Source organism: Streptomyces sp. NPDC048636 (genome assembly GCF_040650655.1).
Taxonomy (GTDB): Bacteria; Actinomycetota; Actinomycetes; order Streptomycetales; family Streptomycetaceae; genus Streptomyces.
Map to the genome: position 1 here is coordinate 306,193 of NZ_JBEZHR010000001.1, position 18,655 is coordinate 324,847.

14 protein-coding genes are annotated in these 18,655 nt (G+C 71.7%); 7 read left to right on the forward strand and 7 right to left on the reverse strand.

What is annotated here, in order from left to right; all coding sequences use genetic code 11:
- Positions 1-143: 143 nt before the first annotated feature.
- The 3 genes from AB0C66_RS01455 (at position 144) to AB0C66_RS01465 (ending at position 5,164) form a co-directional block, all read left to right on the forward strand.
- A complete protein-coding gene (locus AB0C66_RS01455; protein WP_362431367.1) occupies positions 144-2,747 on the forward strand; it encodes a bifunctional FO biosynthesis protein CofGH in 2,604 nt (867 codons plus the stop codon).
- A gap of 185 nt (positions 2,748-2,932) precedes the next feature.
- Positions 2,933-3,718, forward strand: coding sequence for a class I SAM-dependent methyltransferase (locus AB0C66_RS01460; protein WP_362431370.1), 786 nt, complete (start codon positions 2,933-2,935; stop codon positions 3,716-3,718).
- A gap of 321 nt (positions 3,719-4,039) precedes the next feature.
- Entirely contained in the window at positions 4,040-5,164 is a 1,125-nt protein-coding gene (locus AB0C66_RS01465; protein WP_362431372.1) for an ADP-ribosylglycohydrolase family protein, read from the forward strand.
- Here AB0C66_RS01465 and AB0C66_RS01470 read toward each other — a convergent pair.
- Positions 5,149-6,513, reverse strand: coding sequence for a glycosyltransferase 87 family protein (locus AB0C66_RS01470; RefSeq protein ID WP_362431375.1), 1,365 nt, complete (start codon positions 6,511-6,513; stop codon positions 5,149-5,151). The genes AB0C66_RS01465 and AB0C66_RS01470 overlap by 16 nt on opposite strands.
- A 256-nt stretch (positions 6,514-6,769) precedes the next feature.
- Between AB0C66_RS01470 and AB0C66_RS01475 the strand changes: the two genes are divergently transcribed.
- Positions 6,770-7,354, forward strand: a complete 585-nt coding sequence (locus AB0C66_RS01475) for an N-acetyltransferase family protein (RefSeq protein WP_362431378.1) — start codon at positions 6,770-6,772, stop codon at positions 7,352-7,354.
- Here the strand turns inward: AB0C66_RS01475 and AB0C66_RS01480 are convergent, their stop codons facing one another.
- The gene (locus tag AB0C66_RS01480; protein WP_362431381.1) at positions 7,355-9,010 is read right to left on the reverse strand and encodes an amidohydrolase; all 1,656 of its coding nucleotides are present in this window, start codon (positions 9,008-9,010) and stop codon (positions 7,355-7,357) included. It abuts the gene before it with no gap.
- 46 nt (positions 9,011-9,056) lie between these two features.
- The gene (locus tag AB0C66_RS01485; RefSeq protein ID WP_362431384.1) at positions 9,057-10,565 is read right to left on the reverse strand and encodes an APC family permease; all 1,509 of its coding nucleotides are present in this window, start codon (positions 10,563-10,565) and stop codon (positions 9,057-9,059) included.
- Between the two features lie 174 nt (positions 10,566-10,739).
- On the opposite strand from AB0C66_RS01485, the gene AB0C66_RS01490 reads away from it, so the two are divergent.
- Positions 10,740-11,474: a TetR/AcrR family transcriptional regulator gene (locus AB0C66_RS01490; protein ID WP_362431387.1), complete on the forward strand. Its 735-nt coding sequence runs from the start codon at positions 10,740-10,742 to the stop codon at positions 11,472-11,474.
- Between the two features lie 8 nt (positions 11,475-11,482).
- Here AB0C66_RS01490 and AB0C66_RS01495 read toward each other — a convergent pair whose 3' ends face one another.
- On the reverse strand, positions 11,483-12,265 hold the full coding sequence (locus tag AB0C66_RS01495; protein ID WP_362431390.1) for an SDR family oxidoreductase: 783 nt from the start codon (positions 12,263-12,265) through the stop codon (positions 11,483-11,485).
- Positions 12,266-12,415: 150 nt separating this feature from the next.
- Here AB0C66_RS01495 and AB0C66_RS01500 point away from each other — a divergent pair, with 150 nt between their 5' ends.
- Positions 12,416-13,270: a hypothetical protein gene (locus tag AB0C66_RS01500; RefSeq protein WP_362431393.1), complete on the forward strand. Its 855-nt coding sequence runs from the start codon at positions 12,416-12,418 to the stop codon at positions 13,268-13,270.
- A gap of 114 nt (positions 13,271-13,384) precedes the next feature.
- On the opposite strand, the gene AB0C66_RS01505 is transcribed toward AB0C66_RS01500, so the two are convergent.
- From AB0C66_RS01505 to AB0C66_RS01515, 3 genes are all read right to left on the reverse strand, one after another.
- Positions 13,385-13,567 (reverse strand): DUF397 domain-containing protein, encoded by a 183-nt coding sequence (locus tag AB0C66_RS01505; protein WP_362433282.1) that lies wholly within the window; start codon positions 13,565-13,567, stop codon positions 13,385-13,387.
- Between the two features lie 224 nt (positions 13,568-13,791).
- The gene (locus AB0C66_RS01510; RefSeq protein ID WP_362431396.1) at positions 13,792-14,664 is read right to left on the reverse strand and encodes a helix-turn-helix transcriptional regulator; all 873 of its coding nucleotides are present in this window, start codon (positions 14,662-14,664) and stop codon (positions 13,792-13,794) included.
- 374 nt (positions 14,665-15,038) lie between these two features.
- Positions 15,039-15,785, reverse strand: a complete 747-nt coding sequence (locus tag AB0C66_RS01515) for a GPP34 family phosphoprotein (protein WP_362431399.1) — start codon at positions 15,783-15,785, stop codon at positions 15,039-15,041.
- Between the two features lie 254 nt (positions 15,786-16,039).
- Between AB0C66_RS01515 and AB0C66_RS01520 the strand changes: the two genes are divergently transcribed.
- Positions 16,040-18,619 (forward strand): D-alanyl-D-alanine carboxypeptidase, encoded by a 2,580-nt coding sequence (locus tag AB0C66_RS01520; protein ID WP_362431402.1) that lies wholly within the window; start codon positions 16,040-16,042, stop codon positions 18,617-18,619.
- Positions 18,620-18,655 lie beyond the last annotated feature (36 nt).

The following is an 18,655-nucleotide window of genomic DNA, read 5'->3' on the forward strand; positions in this document are numbered from 1 at the left end:
CCGCGGTCGCGATCCGCGCACGGCGCCCCCGCCGCCGCGCGGTCCGTATTCCCGCCCGCACCCCCGAACCGCCGTGACCAGACCCACAAAACCGCAGGCCCGGGCGGTCTGGTAGTGGTGGGCGCCACTCGTATCCTCGGAGGATGACCACGAGCGCGCAGGGAACCCCATCGCCCGGCCCGAACGGCCCCACCGCCAACGCGATGCGCCGCGCGCTCAAACGGGCCCGCGACGGCGTGGCGCTGGACACGGCCGAGGCGGCGGTGCTGCTCCAGGCGCGCGGTGACGACCTGGCGGACCTCACCGCCTCCGCGGCCCGGGTCCGTGACGCGGGCCTCGAGGCCGCGGGCCGCCCCGGCGTCATCACCTACTCGCGCAGCGTCTTCATCCCGCTCACCCGGCTCTGCCGGGACAAGTGCCACTACTGCACCTTCGCGACCGTGCCCGGAAAGCTGCGCCGTGCCGGACACGGGATGTTCATGTCGCCCGACGAGGTCCTCGCCATCGCCCGCCGCGGCGCCGAACTCGGCTGTAAGGAAGCCCTGATCACCCTGGGCGACCGCCCCGAGGACCGCTGGCCCGAGGCGCGCGAGTGGCTGGAGGCCGAGGGCTACGACGACACCCTCGCCTATGTGCGGGCCATGGCCATCCGCGTCCTGGAGGAGACCGGGCTGCTGCCCCACCTCAACCCCGGCGCGATGACCTGGACCGACTTCCAGCGGCTCAAGCCGGTCGCGCCGTCCATGGGCATGATGCTGGAGACCACCGCCGAGCGGCTGTGGAGCGAGCCCGGCGGTCCGCACTACGGCTCGCCCGACAAGGAGCCCGCCGTACGGCTGCGCGTCCTGGAGGACGCCGGGCGCAGCTCCGTCCCGTTCACCAGCGGACTGCTGATCGGGATCGGCGAGACCCATGAGGAGCGTGCGGACTCGCTGTTCGCGCTGCGCCGGGTCTCCCGCGCCTACCACGGCATCCAGGAAGTCATCATCCAGAACTTCCGCGCCAAACCGGACACCGCGATGCGCGGTATGCCCGACGCCGAACTGGCCGATCTGGTGGCCACGGTCGCGGTCGCCCGGCACATCCTGGGCCCCTCCGCCTGTATCCAGGCGCCGCCCAACCTGGTCGACGCGGAGTACGAGCGGCTCATCGGCGCCGGGATCGACGACTGGGGCGGCGTCTCCCCGCTCACCCCGGACCATGTCAACCCCGAGCGCCCCTGGCCCCAGCTGGACGAGCTCGCCGAGCGCTCCGCCGCCGCGGGATTCGCCCTGCGCGAGCGGCTGTGCGTCTACCCCGAGTACCTCCAGCGCGGTGAACCCTGGCTGGATCCGCGGCTGCTGCCCCATGTCCGGGCGCTGGCCGACCCGGACACCGGACTGGCCCGTGAGGACGCCCTCCCGGCCGGGCTGCCCTGGCAGGAACCCGAGGAGGCGTTCACCTCCACCGGCCGTACCGATCTGCACCACACCATCGACACCGAGGGCCGTACCGGCGACCGCCGTGAGGACTTCGACGAGGTGTACGGCGACTGGGAGGCGCTGCGCGAGGCGGCGGCCCCGGGGATGGTCCCCTCCCGGATCGACGCCGACGTCAAGTCCGCCCTCGCCAAGGCGGCGGACGATCCCACCCGGCTGACCGACCCCGAGGCGCTGGCCCTGCTGCACGCCGACGGTCCGGCGCTGGACGCGCTCTGCCGGATCGCGGACGACCTGCGCCGGTCGACCGTCGGCGACGAGGTCACCTACATCGTCACCCGCAACATCAACTTCACCAATGTCTGCTACACCGGCTGCCGCTTCTGCGCGTTCGCCCAGCGCCGCACCGATGCCGACGCCTACACCCTCTCCCTGAGCCAGGTCGCCGACCGCGCCCAGCAGGCGTGGGACGTGGGCGCGGTGGAGGTGTGCATGCAGGGCGGTATCCACCCGGACCTGCCCGGCACCGCCTACTTCGACATCGCCCGCGCGGTGAAGGAACGTGTGCCCGGGATGCATGTCCACGCCTTCTCCCCGATGGAGGTCGTCAACGGCGCCACCCGCACCGGGCTGTCCATCCGGGAATGGCTGACGGCGGCGAAGGAGGCCGGGCTGGACTCCGTTCCCGGGACGGCCGCCGAGATCCTGGACGACGAGGTGCGCTGGGTCCTCACCAAGGGCAAGCTGCCGACCGCCACCTGGGTCGAGGTCATCAAGACCGCCCATGAACTGGGTATCCGCTCCTCCTCGACGATGATGTACGGCCATGTGGACCAGCCGCGCCACTGGCTGGGCCACCTCCGGCTGCTCTCCGCCATCCAGCAGGAGACGGGCGGTTTCACCGAGTTCGTCACCCTGCCGTTCATCCACACCAACGCCCCGGTCTACCTCGCCGGTATCGCCCGTCCCGGACCCACCACCCGCGACAACCGCGCGGTCACGGCCATGGCCCGGATCCTGCTGCACCCCCATATCCCCAATATCCAGACCAGCTGGGTCAAACTCGGCGCCGAGGGTGCCGCCGAGATGCTCCGCTCCGGCGCCAACGACCTGGGCGGCACCCTGATGGAGGAGACCATCTCCCGGATGGCGGGCTCCTCCTACGGCTCCTACCGCTCCATCCAGGACCTGATCGCCATCGCGGAGCTGGCCGGCCGCCCCGCCCGCCCCCGCACCACCGGCTACGGCCCGGTCTCCGAGGAGCGCCAGGCCGCGGCGCTGGCCTCGGACGGCCATCTGCCGGAGCTGCTGCCGGTGCTGGGGGACTGAGCGCCCGTCGCCCCGGACGGCGCCGTACCCCGTAGGTCATGGCGGGGGACGGCGCCGTCGGCCGCCGTGAGGGCCCTCTGTCGCCCACGCCGCCGGTCCGCGAAACTGTTGCCTCCGCCCGACGTCCCGAACGTCCCGACGGGCCCCGGGTGTGCCCGGTGGCCCGGGCAGAGAGGTGTGGTGCCGTGCTCGACCGCAGATCCCTCGTCGAGAGGGAGTACCGGGACGACAGCCGTCTCGCGGCGCGTCAGGCGCTGTACGCGTACCAGCGCCCGCGGCACGACTTCCCGGGGCTGGCCGCCGCCGCGTTGCGCGGGGTGCGGGGCGCGGTGGTGGATGTCGGCTGTGGCAATGGGGTGTTCAGCGCCCGGCTGCGCGCGGAGCGGCCCGATCTGAGGGTGCTCGGGCTCGATCTGTCGGCGGGCATGCTGACCGGGTCGGCGGGCCGGGCCGCGGTGGCCGACGCACAGGAACTGCCGCTGGCCGACGGGGTCTGCGGCGGGGTGCTGGCGATGCATATGCTCTACCACGTACCGGACATTCCACGGGCGATCAGTGAGCTGCGCCGGGTGCTGGCACCGGACGGGATGGCCGTGGTGTCCACCAACGGCCGCCGGGACAAGGCCGAGCTGGCCCGGCTCTGGGAGCGGGCCGCGGAGGAGGTGTCGGGCGGCGCGGGCGGCTCCGAACGCCCCTCGTTCAGCGGGCGGTTCCCGCTGGAGGAGGCGGCCGGACTGCTGCGCGCGGCCTTCGCCGAGGTGCGCACGGTGGAGCTGGCCGCGACGCTGACGGTGCGCGACCCGGCGCCGGTGCTCGCCCATCTGGCGTCCTACGGGACCTGGGCCCGGGCGCGCGGGGTGGCCACGGACGAGGTGCTGGGCCGCGCGGAGCGGCTGGTGTGCGAGGAGATCGAGGAGAAGGGCGCGTTCCAGGTCTCGACCCGGGCCGGGCTGGTGGTCTGTTCCGGCTGAGCCGCTCTCTCCCGCTCCGGCCGGAACGGACGGCGAAACGCGAAACGCATGACGGCGGCGCTATTCGCGGCAACGCCGTTCCGCATTCCGAACACCTCGTGCGCGGCGCGGTCAACGGTGAGGAAAGCGCGCGGATATGGCGGAGGAATTACCGGTGCCCGCGGCGGGTCGGAATGGGTGGGTCCGCCGGTTTCCGCGTGATAGCGCCTTCACATTCGGTTTCACCACGGACGGTGGCTCAAAGCGATCATTCCGTGTCCATTACAGTGCGATGGCAGTCGGGTGCAGTGGACACCACCGGGAAAGAAATGGGGAAGGGTCGTGACCGCAACCGCCAGCGCAGCGACCGGCGTATGGGGCCGCGCCGAGCAGCAGGATTTCCGCAGCAGGGTGCGCGGCTGTCTGCTCGGGGGCGCCATCGGGGACGCGTTGGGGGCGGCCGTCGAGTTCTCCTCCCTGGACGACATCAGGGCGGCGCACGGCACGGACGGCGTCACCGACTTCCTGTCCGCCTACGGGCGGCGCGGCCGGGTCACCGACGACACCCAGATGACCCTGTTCACCGTCGACGGGCTGATACGCGCCCAGGTGCGCCGGGACACCGGCGCCTGGCACCCGCCCACCGACATCCACGCCGCCCACCGCCGCTGGTACGCCACCCAGCGCGACTGGGGGCCCGACGAGCGCCGTGAGGACGCCGGCTGGCTGGCCCGCGAGGAGTGGCTGTACGCGCAGCGCGCCCCCGGCCGGGCCTGTCTGAACGGGCTCGCCGACGAGACCATGGGCACCCTCGACGCCCCCAAGAACCCCGACTCCAAGGGCTGCGGCGCCGTGATGCGCTCCGCGCCCTTCGGACTGCTGGTCGGCTGGGAGCCCCAACTGGTCTTCCAGCTCGCCATCGAATGCGCCGCGCAGACCCACGGCCACCCCACCGGCTATCTCGCGGCCGGGGCCTTCGCCCTGATCGTGCACGGTCTGGCCCGGGGCGAGGGGCTCGACGGCGCGGTCCAGCGGGCCCTCGCCCACCTGGCCACCCGGGCCGGCCACGAGGAGACCACCCAGGCCCTCCGGCAGGCGCTCGGCGCCGTACGCCAGGGGCTGCCGACCGCCGAGCGCGTCGCCTCCCTGGGCGAGGGCTGGACCGCCGAGGAGGCCCTGGCGATGGGCCTGTACTGCGCGCTGGTCGCCGAGGACGTACGCCATGGACTGCTGCTCGCGGTCAACCACGGCGGGGACAGCGACTCCACCGGCTCCGTCTGCGGCAACCTGCTGGGCGTTCTGCACGGTGAGACGGCCCTGCCGCCCGCCTGGCTGGCCGAGGTCGAGGGGCGCGGCACCATCCTGGAACTGGCCGACGACTTCGCGATGGAGATGACACAGGGCCCCGCCCTGCACGGCCCGGGGGGCTCGTCCCCGGCCTGGCTCACCCGCTACCCGCGCGCGTAGGACGACGAGTCGCGCGGGGCCTCGGCCGGGCGGGGGAGGGACCGGGCGGCGGGGCCGCGGGCGGCGCGCAGGGTCAGCCGGGCCAGGACGGCCAGGAAGACCACGCCGATCAGCGGATAGACCGCGGTCAGCAGCATCTGGGCCGGGTTCTGGTGCAACTCGACCCGGGTCGGCCGCGCGTGCGGCACGTACCAGATCATGAAGGAGCAGAACAGCTGCCAGGTCACCACCGCCCCGGCGATCCACACCGCGGTGCGCCGCCGCGCCGCCTCCAGGGCGAGCAGCAGCGCCATCGGCACCGCCCAGACCCAGTGGTGCGACCAGGAGACCGGGCTGATCATGAGGGCGGTGACCGCGCAGCCGAGGGCGGCCCACGCGCGTGCGTACGGCAGCCGCCGTTCATCCGTGACCTGGGCCGCGACCGCCGCGGCCAGCCCCACACAGCCGATCACCGCCGCGGTGGCGACCCACCACGGCCCCGGATCGGTGGTGTGCAGCAGCCGGGCGAGCACACCACGGAGGTTCTGGTTGCCCGCGCCCTCGACCTCCCCCGGGCGGTCGGCCGAGAACACCACCTCGGTCCAGAACCGCCGTGAGTCGTGCGGCAGCGCGAGCGCCGAGAGCCCGACCGTGGCCGCGAAAACGGCGGTGGCGACGGCCGCGCGCCGCAGATCGTCGTTGCGGAACGCGGCGAGCGGCCCGAGGGACATCCGCAGCCGCCGTACCCCCGTCACCAGCCCGGCCAGGGCCAGGAAGACCACGAAGAGCCCCGGGGTCAGCTTGATCCCGGCCGCGATACCGGTGCCGATACCGGCTCCGCGGTGGCCCGCCCGGCGGGTGAGATCCCACAGCACCGCCACCGTGACCAGCAGGTTGATCTGCCCGTAGCGCAGCGTCGTCCACACCGGCTCGCACCAGACCGCCACCGCCGCCAGCGCCAGGACGGCGGCCGGACGCGGCAGCGCGCGCGGCAGCCCGGTCAGCCGCAGGGACAGGTGGGCGAGCGCGACCATCAGGGCGAGGTTGAACGCGGTGCCGAAGACGCGCAGCGTGCCCGTCGCCATCAGGGTCAGCGGGGTGAACAGCATCGAGGCGAAGGGCGGATAGGTGTTGGGCAGACTGTGGACGGTCGCCCGCATGTCATAGAGATCCGCGGCGTTGCGCACCGTCCAGCCCTCGGCCCGGTAGACCAGCAGATCGACCATCGACACCTGGGCGGCCCGCTGGGCGATCCAGAACCCCGTGAAGGACACCAGACACAGCACCGCCGCGCACAGAGTCGGACGGTGGAGGACGAAGGCGCGGACCGGATGTGTCCGGGCAGGGCGGCGCGTCTGTGTCGAGGTCACGGGGGAGGCTCCAGAGGCGGCCGTGGGGACGGCGGGTCGGCGGATCGGAGGACCAGCGGATCGGCGCGGACGGCAGACCCTCGTACGCTCCGGAGGATGACCCGGAAGCGGGAGAGGTTGCTCCGGAAGCGGGCAAGTTGACCATGGCCCGTGAGGTCATCGACATGCCCGCGGCCACCGGGTCCACGAGGACGGCCCGCACCCGCCGCCCGGACCCCGGCGGCCCGGGGCACGGCCCACCGTCTACGGTGGCGCCATGAGCGCGACCGCCGTGGAGATACGCGACGCCACCCCCGCCGACCTCGACGCGGTGGCGGCGATCTACGCCCACTACGTCACCGAGACCGTGGCCACGTTCGACGAGACACCGCCCACCACGGCCTTCTGGGCGCGGCGGCTGGCCGAACTGACCGAGCGCGGGCTGCCGTTCCTCGTCGCGGACACCGGCACCGGGTCCGGACCGGGCGGTGCCCTCGCGGGTTACGCGTACGCCGCGCCGTTCCGCCCGAAACCCGCCTACCGCCACACCGTCGAGGACACCATCTATCTCGCCCCCGGCCACACCGGCGCCGGTGTGGGCCGCGCCCTGCTCGAGCCCCTGCTCGACCGCTGCGCGCGGGCGGGGGTGCGCCAGGTCGTCGCGGTCATCGCCGACGGCGGCGACAACGCCTCGGTCGCGCTGCACCGCCGCTTCGGCTTCACCCCGGCGGGCCGGCTGGCCGCCGTCGGCCATAAACACGGCCGCTGGATCGACACCACGCTGATGCAGCGCGACCTGACGGCGGCCGGTCCCGGTACGGCGGCCGTCCCCGGTACGGCGGCCGGGGACGGCACCGGCTGATCAGGCGTCGGCCGCCGCGTACACCCGCTCGCCGCCCACGAAGGTCTGGAGCACCCGCCGTTCGGCGATCTCCTCCGGCGGGCCGTCGAAGGGGTCGCCGTCCAGCACGACAAGATCGGCGAGTTGGCCCGGGGCGATGGTGCCCGTGTCGTCCGCGTGGTTCACATACGCGCTGCCCGCCGTGTACGCGGCGATGGCCGCCTCCAGGCCGATGCGCTGCCCGGCCAGGAACGCGGGGGTCCCCGGGGCCGCGTCGGGCAGCCGCCGGTTGACCGCGACATGGATGCCCGCCAGCGGATCCGGGCTGCTGACCGGCCAGTCGCTGCCCGCGGCGAGGGTGGCCCCGGCCCGGAGCAGCGCGCCGAACGGGTACTGGTTTCCCCCGCGCTCGGGGGTGAGGAAGGGCAGCGTCAGCTCGTCCATCTGCGGTTCGTGCGCGGCCCACAGCGGCTGGATGTTGGCGGTGGCGCCGAGTGTGCGGAACCGCGGTACGTCGGCCGGGTCGACCACCTGGAGGTGGGCGAGGTGGTGCCGGTTGTCGCGGTGGCCGTTCGCGGTCCGCGCGGCCTCGACCGCGTCCAGCGCCTCCCGTACGGCGCGGTCGCCCAGCGCGTGGAAGTGCACCTGGAAGCCGTGCGCGTCCAGTTCGGAGACATACGTCCGCAGCTCCCGCGGATCGACGAAGCTGATCCCGGAGTTGTCGGAGGCGCAGCCGCAGCGGGTGAGATAGGGGCCGAGCATCGCCGCGGTGTGGTTCTCGGCGATCCCGTCCTGCATGATCTTCACGGTCGAGGCGCGGAGCGCCCGGCCGCGCCCGGTGGACTCCCGGCGGGCGATCAGCTCCGGTATCTGCTCGGCGCCGCGCGCCCGGTCCCACCACAGCGCGCCGACCACCCGGGCGGTGAGCAGCCCGCCGTCGATGGCCGCGTGGTAGACGGGGGTCGGGTCGGCCATATTGGCGTAGGCGCCGACGATCGCGTCCTGCCAGGCGGTGATCCCCAGCGAGTGCAGTACGGACTGGGCGCGCAGCAGCCCGGCGAGCTGTTCGTAGAGCGTGGCCTCGGGCAGCAGCGAGCCGACGAGTGCGGCGGCGCCCTCCTGGAGCATCCCGGTGGGGTTGCCGTGTTCATCGCGCTCGATCCGGCCGTCGACCGGGTCGGGGGTGCGGGCGTCGATGCCCGCGAGCTCGAGGGCGCGGGTGTTGGCCCAGGCGCCGTGGTGGTCGCGGTTGGGCAGATAGACCGGCCGGTCCGGGACGACGGCGTCGAGCATCGCGGCGGTCGGGGTGCCGCCCGGGAAGGCCTCCATGGACCAGCCGCCGCCGGTGATCCAGGCGGCGTCCGGATGGGCCTCCGCGTAGGCGGCGATCGTCGCCAGATAGGTGTGGGCGTCGGTGGAGTCGGCGAGGTGGCACTGTCCCAGCTCGAGACCGGCGCCCAGCGGATGGACATGGGCGTCCTGGAATCCGGGCAGCAACAGCCGCCCGGCCAGGTCCACCACCTCGGTACGCGGTCCAATCAGCTCGTCCACCGCGTCCTGGCCGACGGCCTCGATACGGCCGTCGCGTACGCCGACGGCGGTGACCCGGCCGAGTGCCGGATCGCCGGTGTGCACCGGGCCACCGGTGAAGACGAGATCGGCGGTGGTGTCGGACATCAGAAGAGCTCCAGGGGGGTTGGTCGGACGGGTCGGGAAAGAGGGCTCAGGGGGCGGGGGTCTCGGGCGCGGTGCGGGCCGGCTGGTCCATCGGCAGTCGCAGCAGGTCGCCGTCGGTACCGCGCCCGGTGACGAAGTACGGCGAGCGCCGCCGGTACTTCGCCCACGCGGCCATGACCAGTCCGCTGGCCACGATCGCGCAGGGCAGGGAGAACATGAACCAGCCGTTGTCCGGGTCGAGTTCGAAATGGTCTGCGCTGGTCAGATACGAGTAGCCGAGGTAGCCGCCGATCCCGAGCAGGGCCGCCCCGGACGCCGCCGGCACCCCGACCGCGAGCACCGCCTCGCGCATCCCCCGGCGCGTCGAGGAGCGGAAGCGCACGGCGCAGGCGAGCGCCGTCAGGCCGTAGTAGAGGGCGACGACCAGGCCGATGGAGTTGACCGCGGCCAGGATCATGTCGTTGAGCTTGGGGATGGCCAGGGCGAGCAGGGCGACGCCGGTGGAGATGGCCATCACCAGGACGGTGCCGGCGGCCGGGGTGCCGTGGCGGGGGTGGATCCGGGTCCACACCTGTCCCATCGTCCGGTCCCGGCCCATGGCCAGCAGTCCGCGGGCGGTCGGGATCACGGAGGACTGGACGGAGGCCACGGCCGAGAACATCAGGGCGAGCAGCGGCAGACTGGCCCAGGGCTCGTCCGCCAGCTTCGCGCCGAGGTAGGTGAAGCCCTGCGGACCGTTCTCGATCAGCTCGGACAGGCTCATCTCCCGCTGGAACGCGACCGAGGCGAAGATGAAGAGCCCCAGCATGGCGAAGAGCGCGATGAAGCCGCCGCGCGCCGAGTGGCCGACCTCCTTGGTCTCCTCGGTGATGCTGAACGCCGCGTCCCAGCCCCAGAAGAAGAACACGGCCAGCACCAGACCCTGGGCGAACGCCTCACCGCTCTCGATCGCGAACGGGTTGAACCAGGAGAGCGATATCGAGTGCTCACCGGTGATCAGCGCCCAGCCACAGAAGAACAGCAGCACCGCGTATTCGAAGACCAGCAGCCACGCCTGGAGACGGGTGGCGCTGCGCACCCCGCTGACCGCCATGACGGTGACCCCGGTGAGCACCACAAGACCCACGACGGTGGTCACGGCGGTCGAGTTGGGATCCAGGGTGATCCCGGCGACGCTGTTGAGATGCGCCTTGTTGGCGAACTGGAGGATCACCGATCCGGTCACCGCGCTGGTGTACGCGAGAAAGATGATCACCCCGACGACATTGACCCACCCGGTGAGGAACCCGGGCCAGGGCCCCAGTGAGGTGCCGACCCATGTATAGCCGCTGCCGCAGTTGGGCTCGGACTTGTTGAGCCGGGCGTAGGCGCAGGCGATGCCGAGGACGGGAAGGAAGGCGAGCAGAAGCAGGATCGGGGCCTGGAGACCGACGGTCAGGGCGAGGGTGCCCATACCGATGGCGATGCTGGTGGTGGCGGCCGTACTGGACGCGGCGATGGCGACGCCGTCGATGACGCCGAGCGAGCGGCGCATCTCGGGGGGAGTTCGGGACATGACGGGCTCCTCACGGAGGGCTGGGGAACGGGGAAGAGCCGTACGGGTGCCACGCATGGAACAACGGGCGCCAAGTTGCGTCAATGGTGTTGACATAAGAAGTCGGGAGGCTTTCACTGCCCAGAACGACAGCAGAGGTGAGAGCGGGGCGGCAACCGCGGAGAGGGGCCCACGATGACCGACGCAGCGGATGAACGCGTCCCCCACCAGCGCAGACGCCGTCGGCCCACCCGGTCGGGCACGCTGCTGTCCGCCGAGCTGATCGTCGACTGCGCGCTGCGGCTGATCGGTGAGCACGGCCCCGAGGCGCTGAGCGTGCGCCGTCTCGGGGCGGCCCTGGGCTGTGATCCGAGCGCGGTCTACCGCTACTTCCGCAACACAGATGATCTGCTGCTGGCGGTCGCGGACCGGATCATCGGCGATTCGATGCGGGGCTTCGTTCCGGGCCCGGACTGGGTGGCCTCGCTGCGCGAGATGGGACGGCGGGTGCGGGACGGCTATCTCGCCCATCCGCGGGCCGCCGCGCTGGCCTCGTACCGGGTCACCCGCAGGGAGAACGAGTTCCACTCGGTCGAGACCGGGGTGGGCATCCTGCTGGGAGCGGGCTTTCCCCCAGCCCGCGCCCTGCGGCTCTATCTGGCCTTCGTGGACACCGTGCTCGGCCATGCCGCCCTGGACGCGGCGACCCTGGCGCTGCCCGCCGCCCAGCGGGAGACGGACCGGTGGGCGTCACCCCTGGCCTACCGGTCGGTCGACGCCGCCGAGTATCCGGTGCTGGCGTCGGTCCGCGACGAGCTGGACATCCTGGCCGAGAGTTCCTTCGAGGACGCCCTCGAACTGGTCCTCGCGGCCCTGGCGGCCCAGGCGCCGGGCGGGGGCGGGCGCCCGGCGGTGGGGCCCGAGACCTGACGCGTCGACTAACGCATCAGCTCACCGGCGTTGACCAGCAAGGACTGCCCGGTGATCGCACGTGCCCGGTCGGAGGCCAGAAACACCACGGCCTCCGCCACCTCGCCGTCCGTCGCCAGTTCGGGAAGGGCCATCCGGTGTGCGAGCCGGTCCCGTACCGCGTCCTCGGACACGCCCTCGGAGCGCGCCGCGAGGGAGACATAGCCCTGGACCGGGGGTCCCCACATCCAGCCCGGCTGGACGGTGTTGACCCTGATCCGGTGCGGGCCCAGTTCACGCGCCAGCCCGTACATGGCCGAGACCAGCGCGCCCTTGGAGGCGGCGTACGCGGTCTGGCGCACCTCGCTGGGGGCCGCGACCGACGACTGGGTGCCGATCAGGACGACCGCGCCGCCCTGCCGTTTGAGCGCGGGCAGACAGGCCCGGGTCATCCGGAGGGTGCCGAGCAGATTGATGTCCACGACCCGGGTCCAGGCGGCGAAGTCCGCGTCCTCCAGACCGCCGAAGTGGCTGTCCAGCGCGGCCACCTGGACCACGGCGTCGATACCGCCGAACCGCTCGACGGCCAGGGCGGCCAGGGCCTCGCACTGGTCCTCGTCCGCGATGTCGGTGGCCCGCCAGGCGGTGTGCGCGCCGTCCGGGTCGAGCTCCGCGGCGGCCCGGGACAGCCGCTCCTCGGTGCGGGCGCCGAGCACCGCGTTGGCGCCGTCGCGGAGGGCCGCCGCGGCCACCTGGTGTCCGAGGCCCGGGCCGACTCCGGAGACGACCACGGTCTTGCCGCGCAGCAGCATGGCGTACCTCCTGGGGGGCCGGACATGGCTCCGAGCTCTGACGGTGCGTCAGATTAGAGCTGCCGTCCGGAGAAGGCCAGAGTCCGGCGGAAGGGAACGCGGCTGCCACACCCCTCGCCAACTGACGTAACGTCAGCTAAAGCTGGGAGGATGAGAAGCGAAGCCAGCGATCCCGGCACCGAAGCCGACCGGTACGCGGAACTGGCCGCCACCGGCCCGTACGGAACACGCCCCGGACACGCCCTGATCACCTTGGTCGAACCGCATCCGGGCCATGAGTACGCCTACAACCGCTGGTACGAGGACGACCACTTCATCGCGGGCGCGATGGCGATGCCGTGGATCTTCGCCGGGCGCCGTTGGGTGGCCACCCGCGATCTCCAGCTGCTGCGCTATCCGGAGCGGTCGGCGGTGGCCCGGCCCGTCACCGCGGGCTGCTACCTCAGCGTCTACTGGATCACCGAGGGGCGCTATGCGGAACATATGCGGTGGACCGTGGCGATCAACAAACGGCTGAACCGCGATGGCCGGGTGCACCGCGAGCGCACCCATGTGTTCACCGCTTTCCAGGACCATGAGCTCACCGTCTACCGGGACGGCGCGGCCGGTCCGCGCGATCACCATGCCCTGGACCACCCCTACGCCGGGCTGGTCCTGGAGGTCATCGACACCGACGGCCCCGAGCGGCGCGCGGAACTGCTCGACTGGCTCGGCTCCCGCCATCTTCCGCGACGGCTGGCGGGCTCCTCCGCCGCGATGGTCATCGTGTTCCGGCCGACCCCGCTGCCGGGCGACCGGATGTCGTATGTGAAACAGGTCGAGGGCGTCGACACCCGACTGACCCTGCTCTGGTTCCTGGAACGTGATCCACGGGAATGCTGGGAGAGTTGTCTGACCGGCCTCGACGGCGAGGTCGCGGACTCCGGGCTCGGCCGGGTGGAATTCGTGGCGCCGTTCATTCCCACGATCCCCGGTACGGACCGATTCGTCGAACAGCTCCGCTGAAACCGGAAATGCCACGAGCCCTCTCGGCAGGGACGGCGGCCGGTCGAGAGGGCTCGGAGGCAATACGTGGATCCGCACCGCCGACCGCTCTACCGCGGCCGTGCGAAACGGGGGTCAGCCGAGGTCGAAGGCGCCCCGACGGACGTCGGACACAAAGGCCGACCATGACGCGGGGGCGAAGCCGAGCGTCGGCCCCTGCGGATCCTTGGAGTCGCGCACGGCGATCTCGTCCATGACCGGGGAGGAGATTTCCACGCACGCGCCGTTTCCTGCGGAGTACGAGGACTTCACCCACATACTCGTCTTTCCCTGCTGAATGCCCTGCTGAATGGACACGGTTGCTCCGATGCGTTTTGTTGAGGAAGTGCGCCCCGTGTTTGGAGGCGAGACCGACGTTACTCGGCAACATCGTTGGCGCAGGGGGCCGTTCACTCGACCGGATGGCATATTCCCCTGGCCCCTTCCTCGGTGCGGTGCGGAGGTGTAACCTCCGCTCGCTTCAACCGCTCGGAGCCGCGTTGTCAGCCCTCCCCGTGCTGACGCGCGTGATCCCGGGCCACGTCGCTGATGAACTGACGGCTCTGTTCCACATTGAGCGCCTGGGCGCGCAGATGCTCGTACATCATGCTGTAGCTCTGCACGTCGCTGAGTTTCTCCAGATAGAGGTCGCTGGTCACCCCCTCGAGATAGACCACGCTGGTGTCCGACTCGTCGGAGAACTCGAGAATGGTGAACTGCCCGCTCATCCCGGGATGGGAGCCCATTCCGAACGGCAGCGCCTGCACGGTCACATGCGGCTCATGGCTCATCCGCACCAGATAGTCCAGCTGGTCGCTCATGACCTTCGGACTCCCGACCACCCGCCGCATCGCCGCCTCGTCCACCACGACCCACAGCCGCAGCGGCGCCAGCGGATCGGTGATGCGCTCCTGCCGCCGCAGCCGGACCTGTACCCGCTGGGCGACATGCTCCTGCGGCACCTCCGGCAGCGCGCCGCTGATCACCGCCTCCGCGTAGTCCGGCGTCTGCAACAGACCGGGCAGCACCTGCGGTTCGTAGACCCGCAGCGAGGCCGCGTCCGTCTCGAATCCGATATAGACGCTGTACGGAACGTCACCGAAGGCGTTCCACCAACCCTGCTGGCGCGACTCCTTGGCCATTTGCATCAGGGAATCGACCAGCGCTTTGTCCTCGACCTTGTAGGTCCGGCAGAGGTCGCGCACATCGCGCTGGCTGATGCTGCGCCGTCCGTTCTCCAGTCTGCTGATCTTCGACTGGGAGACCATCAGCTCCTCCGCCACCTCCTCCGCCGTCATGCCCTTCTCCTGGCGGAGTCTGCGCAGCTCCTGCCCCAACCGGCGTCGCCTGACAGTGGGGCCGACGTTCGATGTCACGGGACGTGCACCTCCGGCTTCATAGCGCTGATTTGTGCTGCTCAGCCTGCCACTACCGGCCGGGGCCGCGCTGGGAAATGGCTTCACAAGGGCGTGCGAACGCACGCGCGGGGTGGTGGGACGGCCGTCGTCCGGGTCGGCCGTCCCACCACCCCGCGCGCTTCAGCGGCTCCCGAACCGGTCGGTGGGGACTGCGGTGCGGTCGGTGGAGCGGATGTGGTGCTCGGTGTCGCTCGATGTCGTGCGGTTGTCACTCGACGCCCCGGTGGTGCCGGGAAACGCCCCGGACATGCCGGGAACGCCCCGGTGGTGCCGGGAACGGCGCCCACCGCCCTGCTGGTGGGTCCGGGCGCGCCGGGGTGCCCCGAGAGGCGTCAGCGCGCTCCGACGCGGGCCATGCCCGCGCGACGGGACGGCTGGGCCGGAACGCCGGCCGCGGGCTCCGCGGCCGGTGCCCCGGGCTGCCTGCCCGCGGCCGGTGCGCGCCGTGGCTGCGCCGCGACACCGTTCTGCACGTCCATCACGGCGTGCGCCACGAGCCCGCCCATCGGGTCGTGCCGGATCAGATCCCGGAGCCTGGAGCGCGAGGAGCGCCCCTCGTTCCCGGGGTACAGGTGCTTGCCCAGCCCGACCGCGTGGGCCAGGGCGGCAAGCGCGGCGGTCCGCGGGTCCGGCGGTACGCCGGTGCGGATCGCGTTGTCCAGCCGGTTCCTGATCTCCCGGCTGATCGCCGTGTCCGTCGCCTGGTAGCGAGTGGTCGGCAGCACCCCGCACATCTGGCCCGCCACGGCATGCACCATGCCGCAACGCTCCAGGTGCGTGAGGTACGTCTGGCGCAGCCCCAGTCGGGGCCCGCCGATCCAGTGGACGGCCCGAACCGGGCTGCCGCGACGGCGCAACAGCTCCAGTGCGGAGTCCAGAGTCGGATCTCCGGTCGGCCGTGGCAGCACCACGGCGATACGATCCCCGTCAGGGGCTATCCGTCCGGCCAGAGCCAGCTCTACTAGCTGCGCTCCGGCCAGACCCAGGTCGAGCGACTGCGGCTGCGCCGTGGTACCCGTGGTCGGGTCCAAAGCGAGCAGCAGAAGCTCCTCCGGAATTGTTCTGCGGCTCCTGCCCATCCATGCCTCCCCGCGTGGATGAATGACAGGGTGACCCCTCTCACATTGGTCTGTCGAGAGTGCCTGGGGGATTTAAGTGGGAACCAGTAGGTATGTCGTTCTCGTCTAGCAGGTGGGCGGCCCCCTGAAGCCGTCTCCGGCGGTGCCGCTGCGCGGCTGCGCGCCGGACACACAGGACACTGGTAGAGGTTGAGTCGCGGGACGCGGCGCCAGGGAGGCGCCGGACGTCCCGCGCGACGTACGAGGAGGCATCGGTGGCGGGCGAGTCCCCCGGCAAGTCGGAGCAGCAGAAGTCGTCGGGGGAGTCGGCTCGGGGAGAACGCGATCCGCGGCTCGCGGTCTTCCGGGAAGGCGAGGCCGCCGGGGGAGCGTCGGCGGTCGCCGTCGCGTCCGGGAGCCCGGAGGCCGAGTCCGAGGCGGCTCCCGAGGAGACCGGTTCGCCGGAGGCGGACCGGGCGACGGCGGTCTTCCGCACGGCGACGGACGCGGAAGGCGCGGAGGGCGCGGAAGGCGCCGAGGACTCCTCGGACGCCGAAGCGGAACCTGAAGCGGAATCCAAGCGGCCGGATGCCTCGGCGGACGGTGCGGACGGCGAAGACGCCGATGACGCCGAGGCGGACGACGTTCGCGATGGCGAATCCGGTGAAGGTGACAGCTCCGCGGAGGAACCGTCGCCGGAGTCCGAGCCGGAGCCCGAAGCGGAAGCCGGGGCCACGGCTTCGGGGCTGCCGACCCGGCCCAAGGCCGGTGCGGCCGACCAGGAGAGCGCAAAGCCGGAAGGCGAATCCGGCAAATCGGATGATTCCGGCAAAGCGGCTGCCGTCGATGCGGCTCCCGAGGAGCGCGACGCCCGGCTGCGTCAAGCGGTGGCGGCCTGGGTCGCCAACACGGACACGGATGCGGACGCGGAGTCCGATGCGGACGCCGACGGGGACTCCGGCGCGGATGCCGATGACAGCGCCGACGCGGCCGACGACAAGCCCTCCGCGCCGTCGGTCGACCAGCGGACCGCGGTGTTCCGCACCCTGAAGTCCACCTCCGCCGCCAAGGCCGAGGCCAAGGCGGACCCCGAGGACGAGGACGAGGCCAAGGACGAGGCCGGGGACGACGAGGATCAGCCCGTCGACCGGGCCACGGCCGCCTTCGGCGTACTCCCGGCCAAGGGCAAGGGCGCCAAGGGTAAGGACGCCAAGGACGCCAAGGACGCCAAGGACAAGGACGGCGAGGGCGGCGGGAAGCGCGTCGACCAGCCGACCACGGCCTTCAAGGCGCTCAGCACCGACAGGCCCGGCACCGACAGGCCCGGCACCGACAAGCCCGGCACCAAGAAGCCCGCGGCCGAGTCCGTGAACGAGCGGACCAGCAAGTTCGTACCGCTCCGCTCGGCCGACGCACCGGCCGCCAAGCCCGCCGCGCCCGCGAGCCCGCCCGCGCCCGCCGAAGAGCCGTCCGCCAAGCCCGCCGACGGCTCTTCGAAGGCGCCCGCGCTTCCCGAGGCCGAGCGGACCAAGCAGCAGCCGCTGCCGCCCCAGACGCCCGACGGGAAGCAGCCCGCACCGCTCGATCTGCTGGCACAGCTGACCAATACGCCGCCCAAGCCCGTGACTCCGATGCGCACGATGGTGCGCCGGGTCAAGATCTGGACGCCGCTGGTCCTGCTGCTCGTGATCGTCGTGGGCGTGGCCCAGGCCGTGCGGCCGCTGCCGGAACCGGCGTTGAAGCTCACCGCCGACGCCACCTACTCCTTCAAGGGCGGCAAGCTCTCCATGCCCTGGCCCGGCCAGGGCCAGTCCGCCGTCGAGGTCGAGGGCGTGGGCAGTCTGGGCACCTCGGGTGCGCAGAAGCCGGTGCCGATCGCCAGTGTCACCAAGGTGATGACGGCCTACGTGGTGCTCAAGGAGCATCCGCTGAAGGCCGACGCGGAGGGCCCGCCCATCAAGATCGACAAGACGGCCGCGGATGAGTCCGGTTCCTCCGACGAGTCGCGTGCGTCGGTCAAGGAGGGGCAGACCTTCACCCAGCACCAGCTGCTCCAGCTGCTGCTGATCAACTCCAGCAACAACATCGCCCGGCTGCTGGCCCGCTGGGACGCCAAAACCCTGGACGCCTTCGTCAAGAAGATGAATGATGCGGCCAAGGACCTGGGCATGAAGAACACCACCTACACCGACCCCAGCGGTCTGAAGGCCACGACCAAGAGCACCGCCGAGGACCAGCTGAAGCTGGCCAAGGCGGCCATGCAGTCCGATGCGTTCCGCTCCGTGGTGGCCACCCCCAACGCCCAGATCCCCGGTCTCGACGACCGGATCTACAACAACAACAATCTGCTGGTGAAGCCGGGTGTGATCGGTATCAAGACCGGTTCCAGCACCCCGGCCGGCGGCGCGCTGATGTGGGGCGCCGAGAAGACCATCGCGGGCAAGAAGCAGCGGATCCTGGGTGTGGTGCTGAAACAGCGCAGCGGCGGCACCCTGGACGAGAGCCTCCAGCTCGTGCAGACCAACAGTTACAAGCTCATCACCGCGTTGCAGAACGGCCTCACCTCGGCCACGGTGGTGAAGAAGGGCGATGTCGTCGGTCATGTGGACGACGGCGTCGGCGGCACGACACCGGTCGTCGCCACCAAGGACCTCACGGCGGTCGGCTGGTCCGGGCTGACGGTGGACCTGAAGCTGACCGACGGCGGCAAGAGCGTTCCGCACTCGGCCAAGGCGGGCACGGTCGTCGGCGAGCTCACCGTCGGCACCGGTCCGGGGCGGCTCAAGGCGCCGGTGGCGCTCCAGGGCGACCTCTCCGAGCCGTCGTTCGGCTCGAAACTGACCCGTATCACCTGACGGGCGGGGTAGTCCGGGGGCAGGCGACCGGCCCCG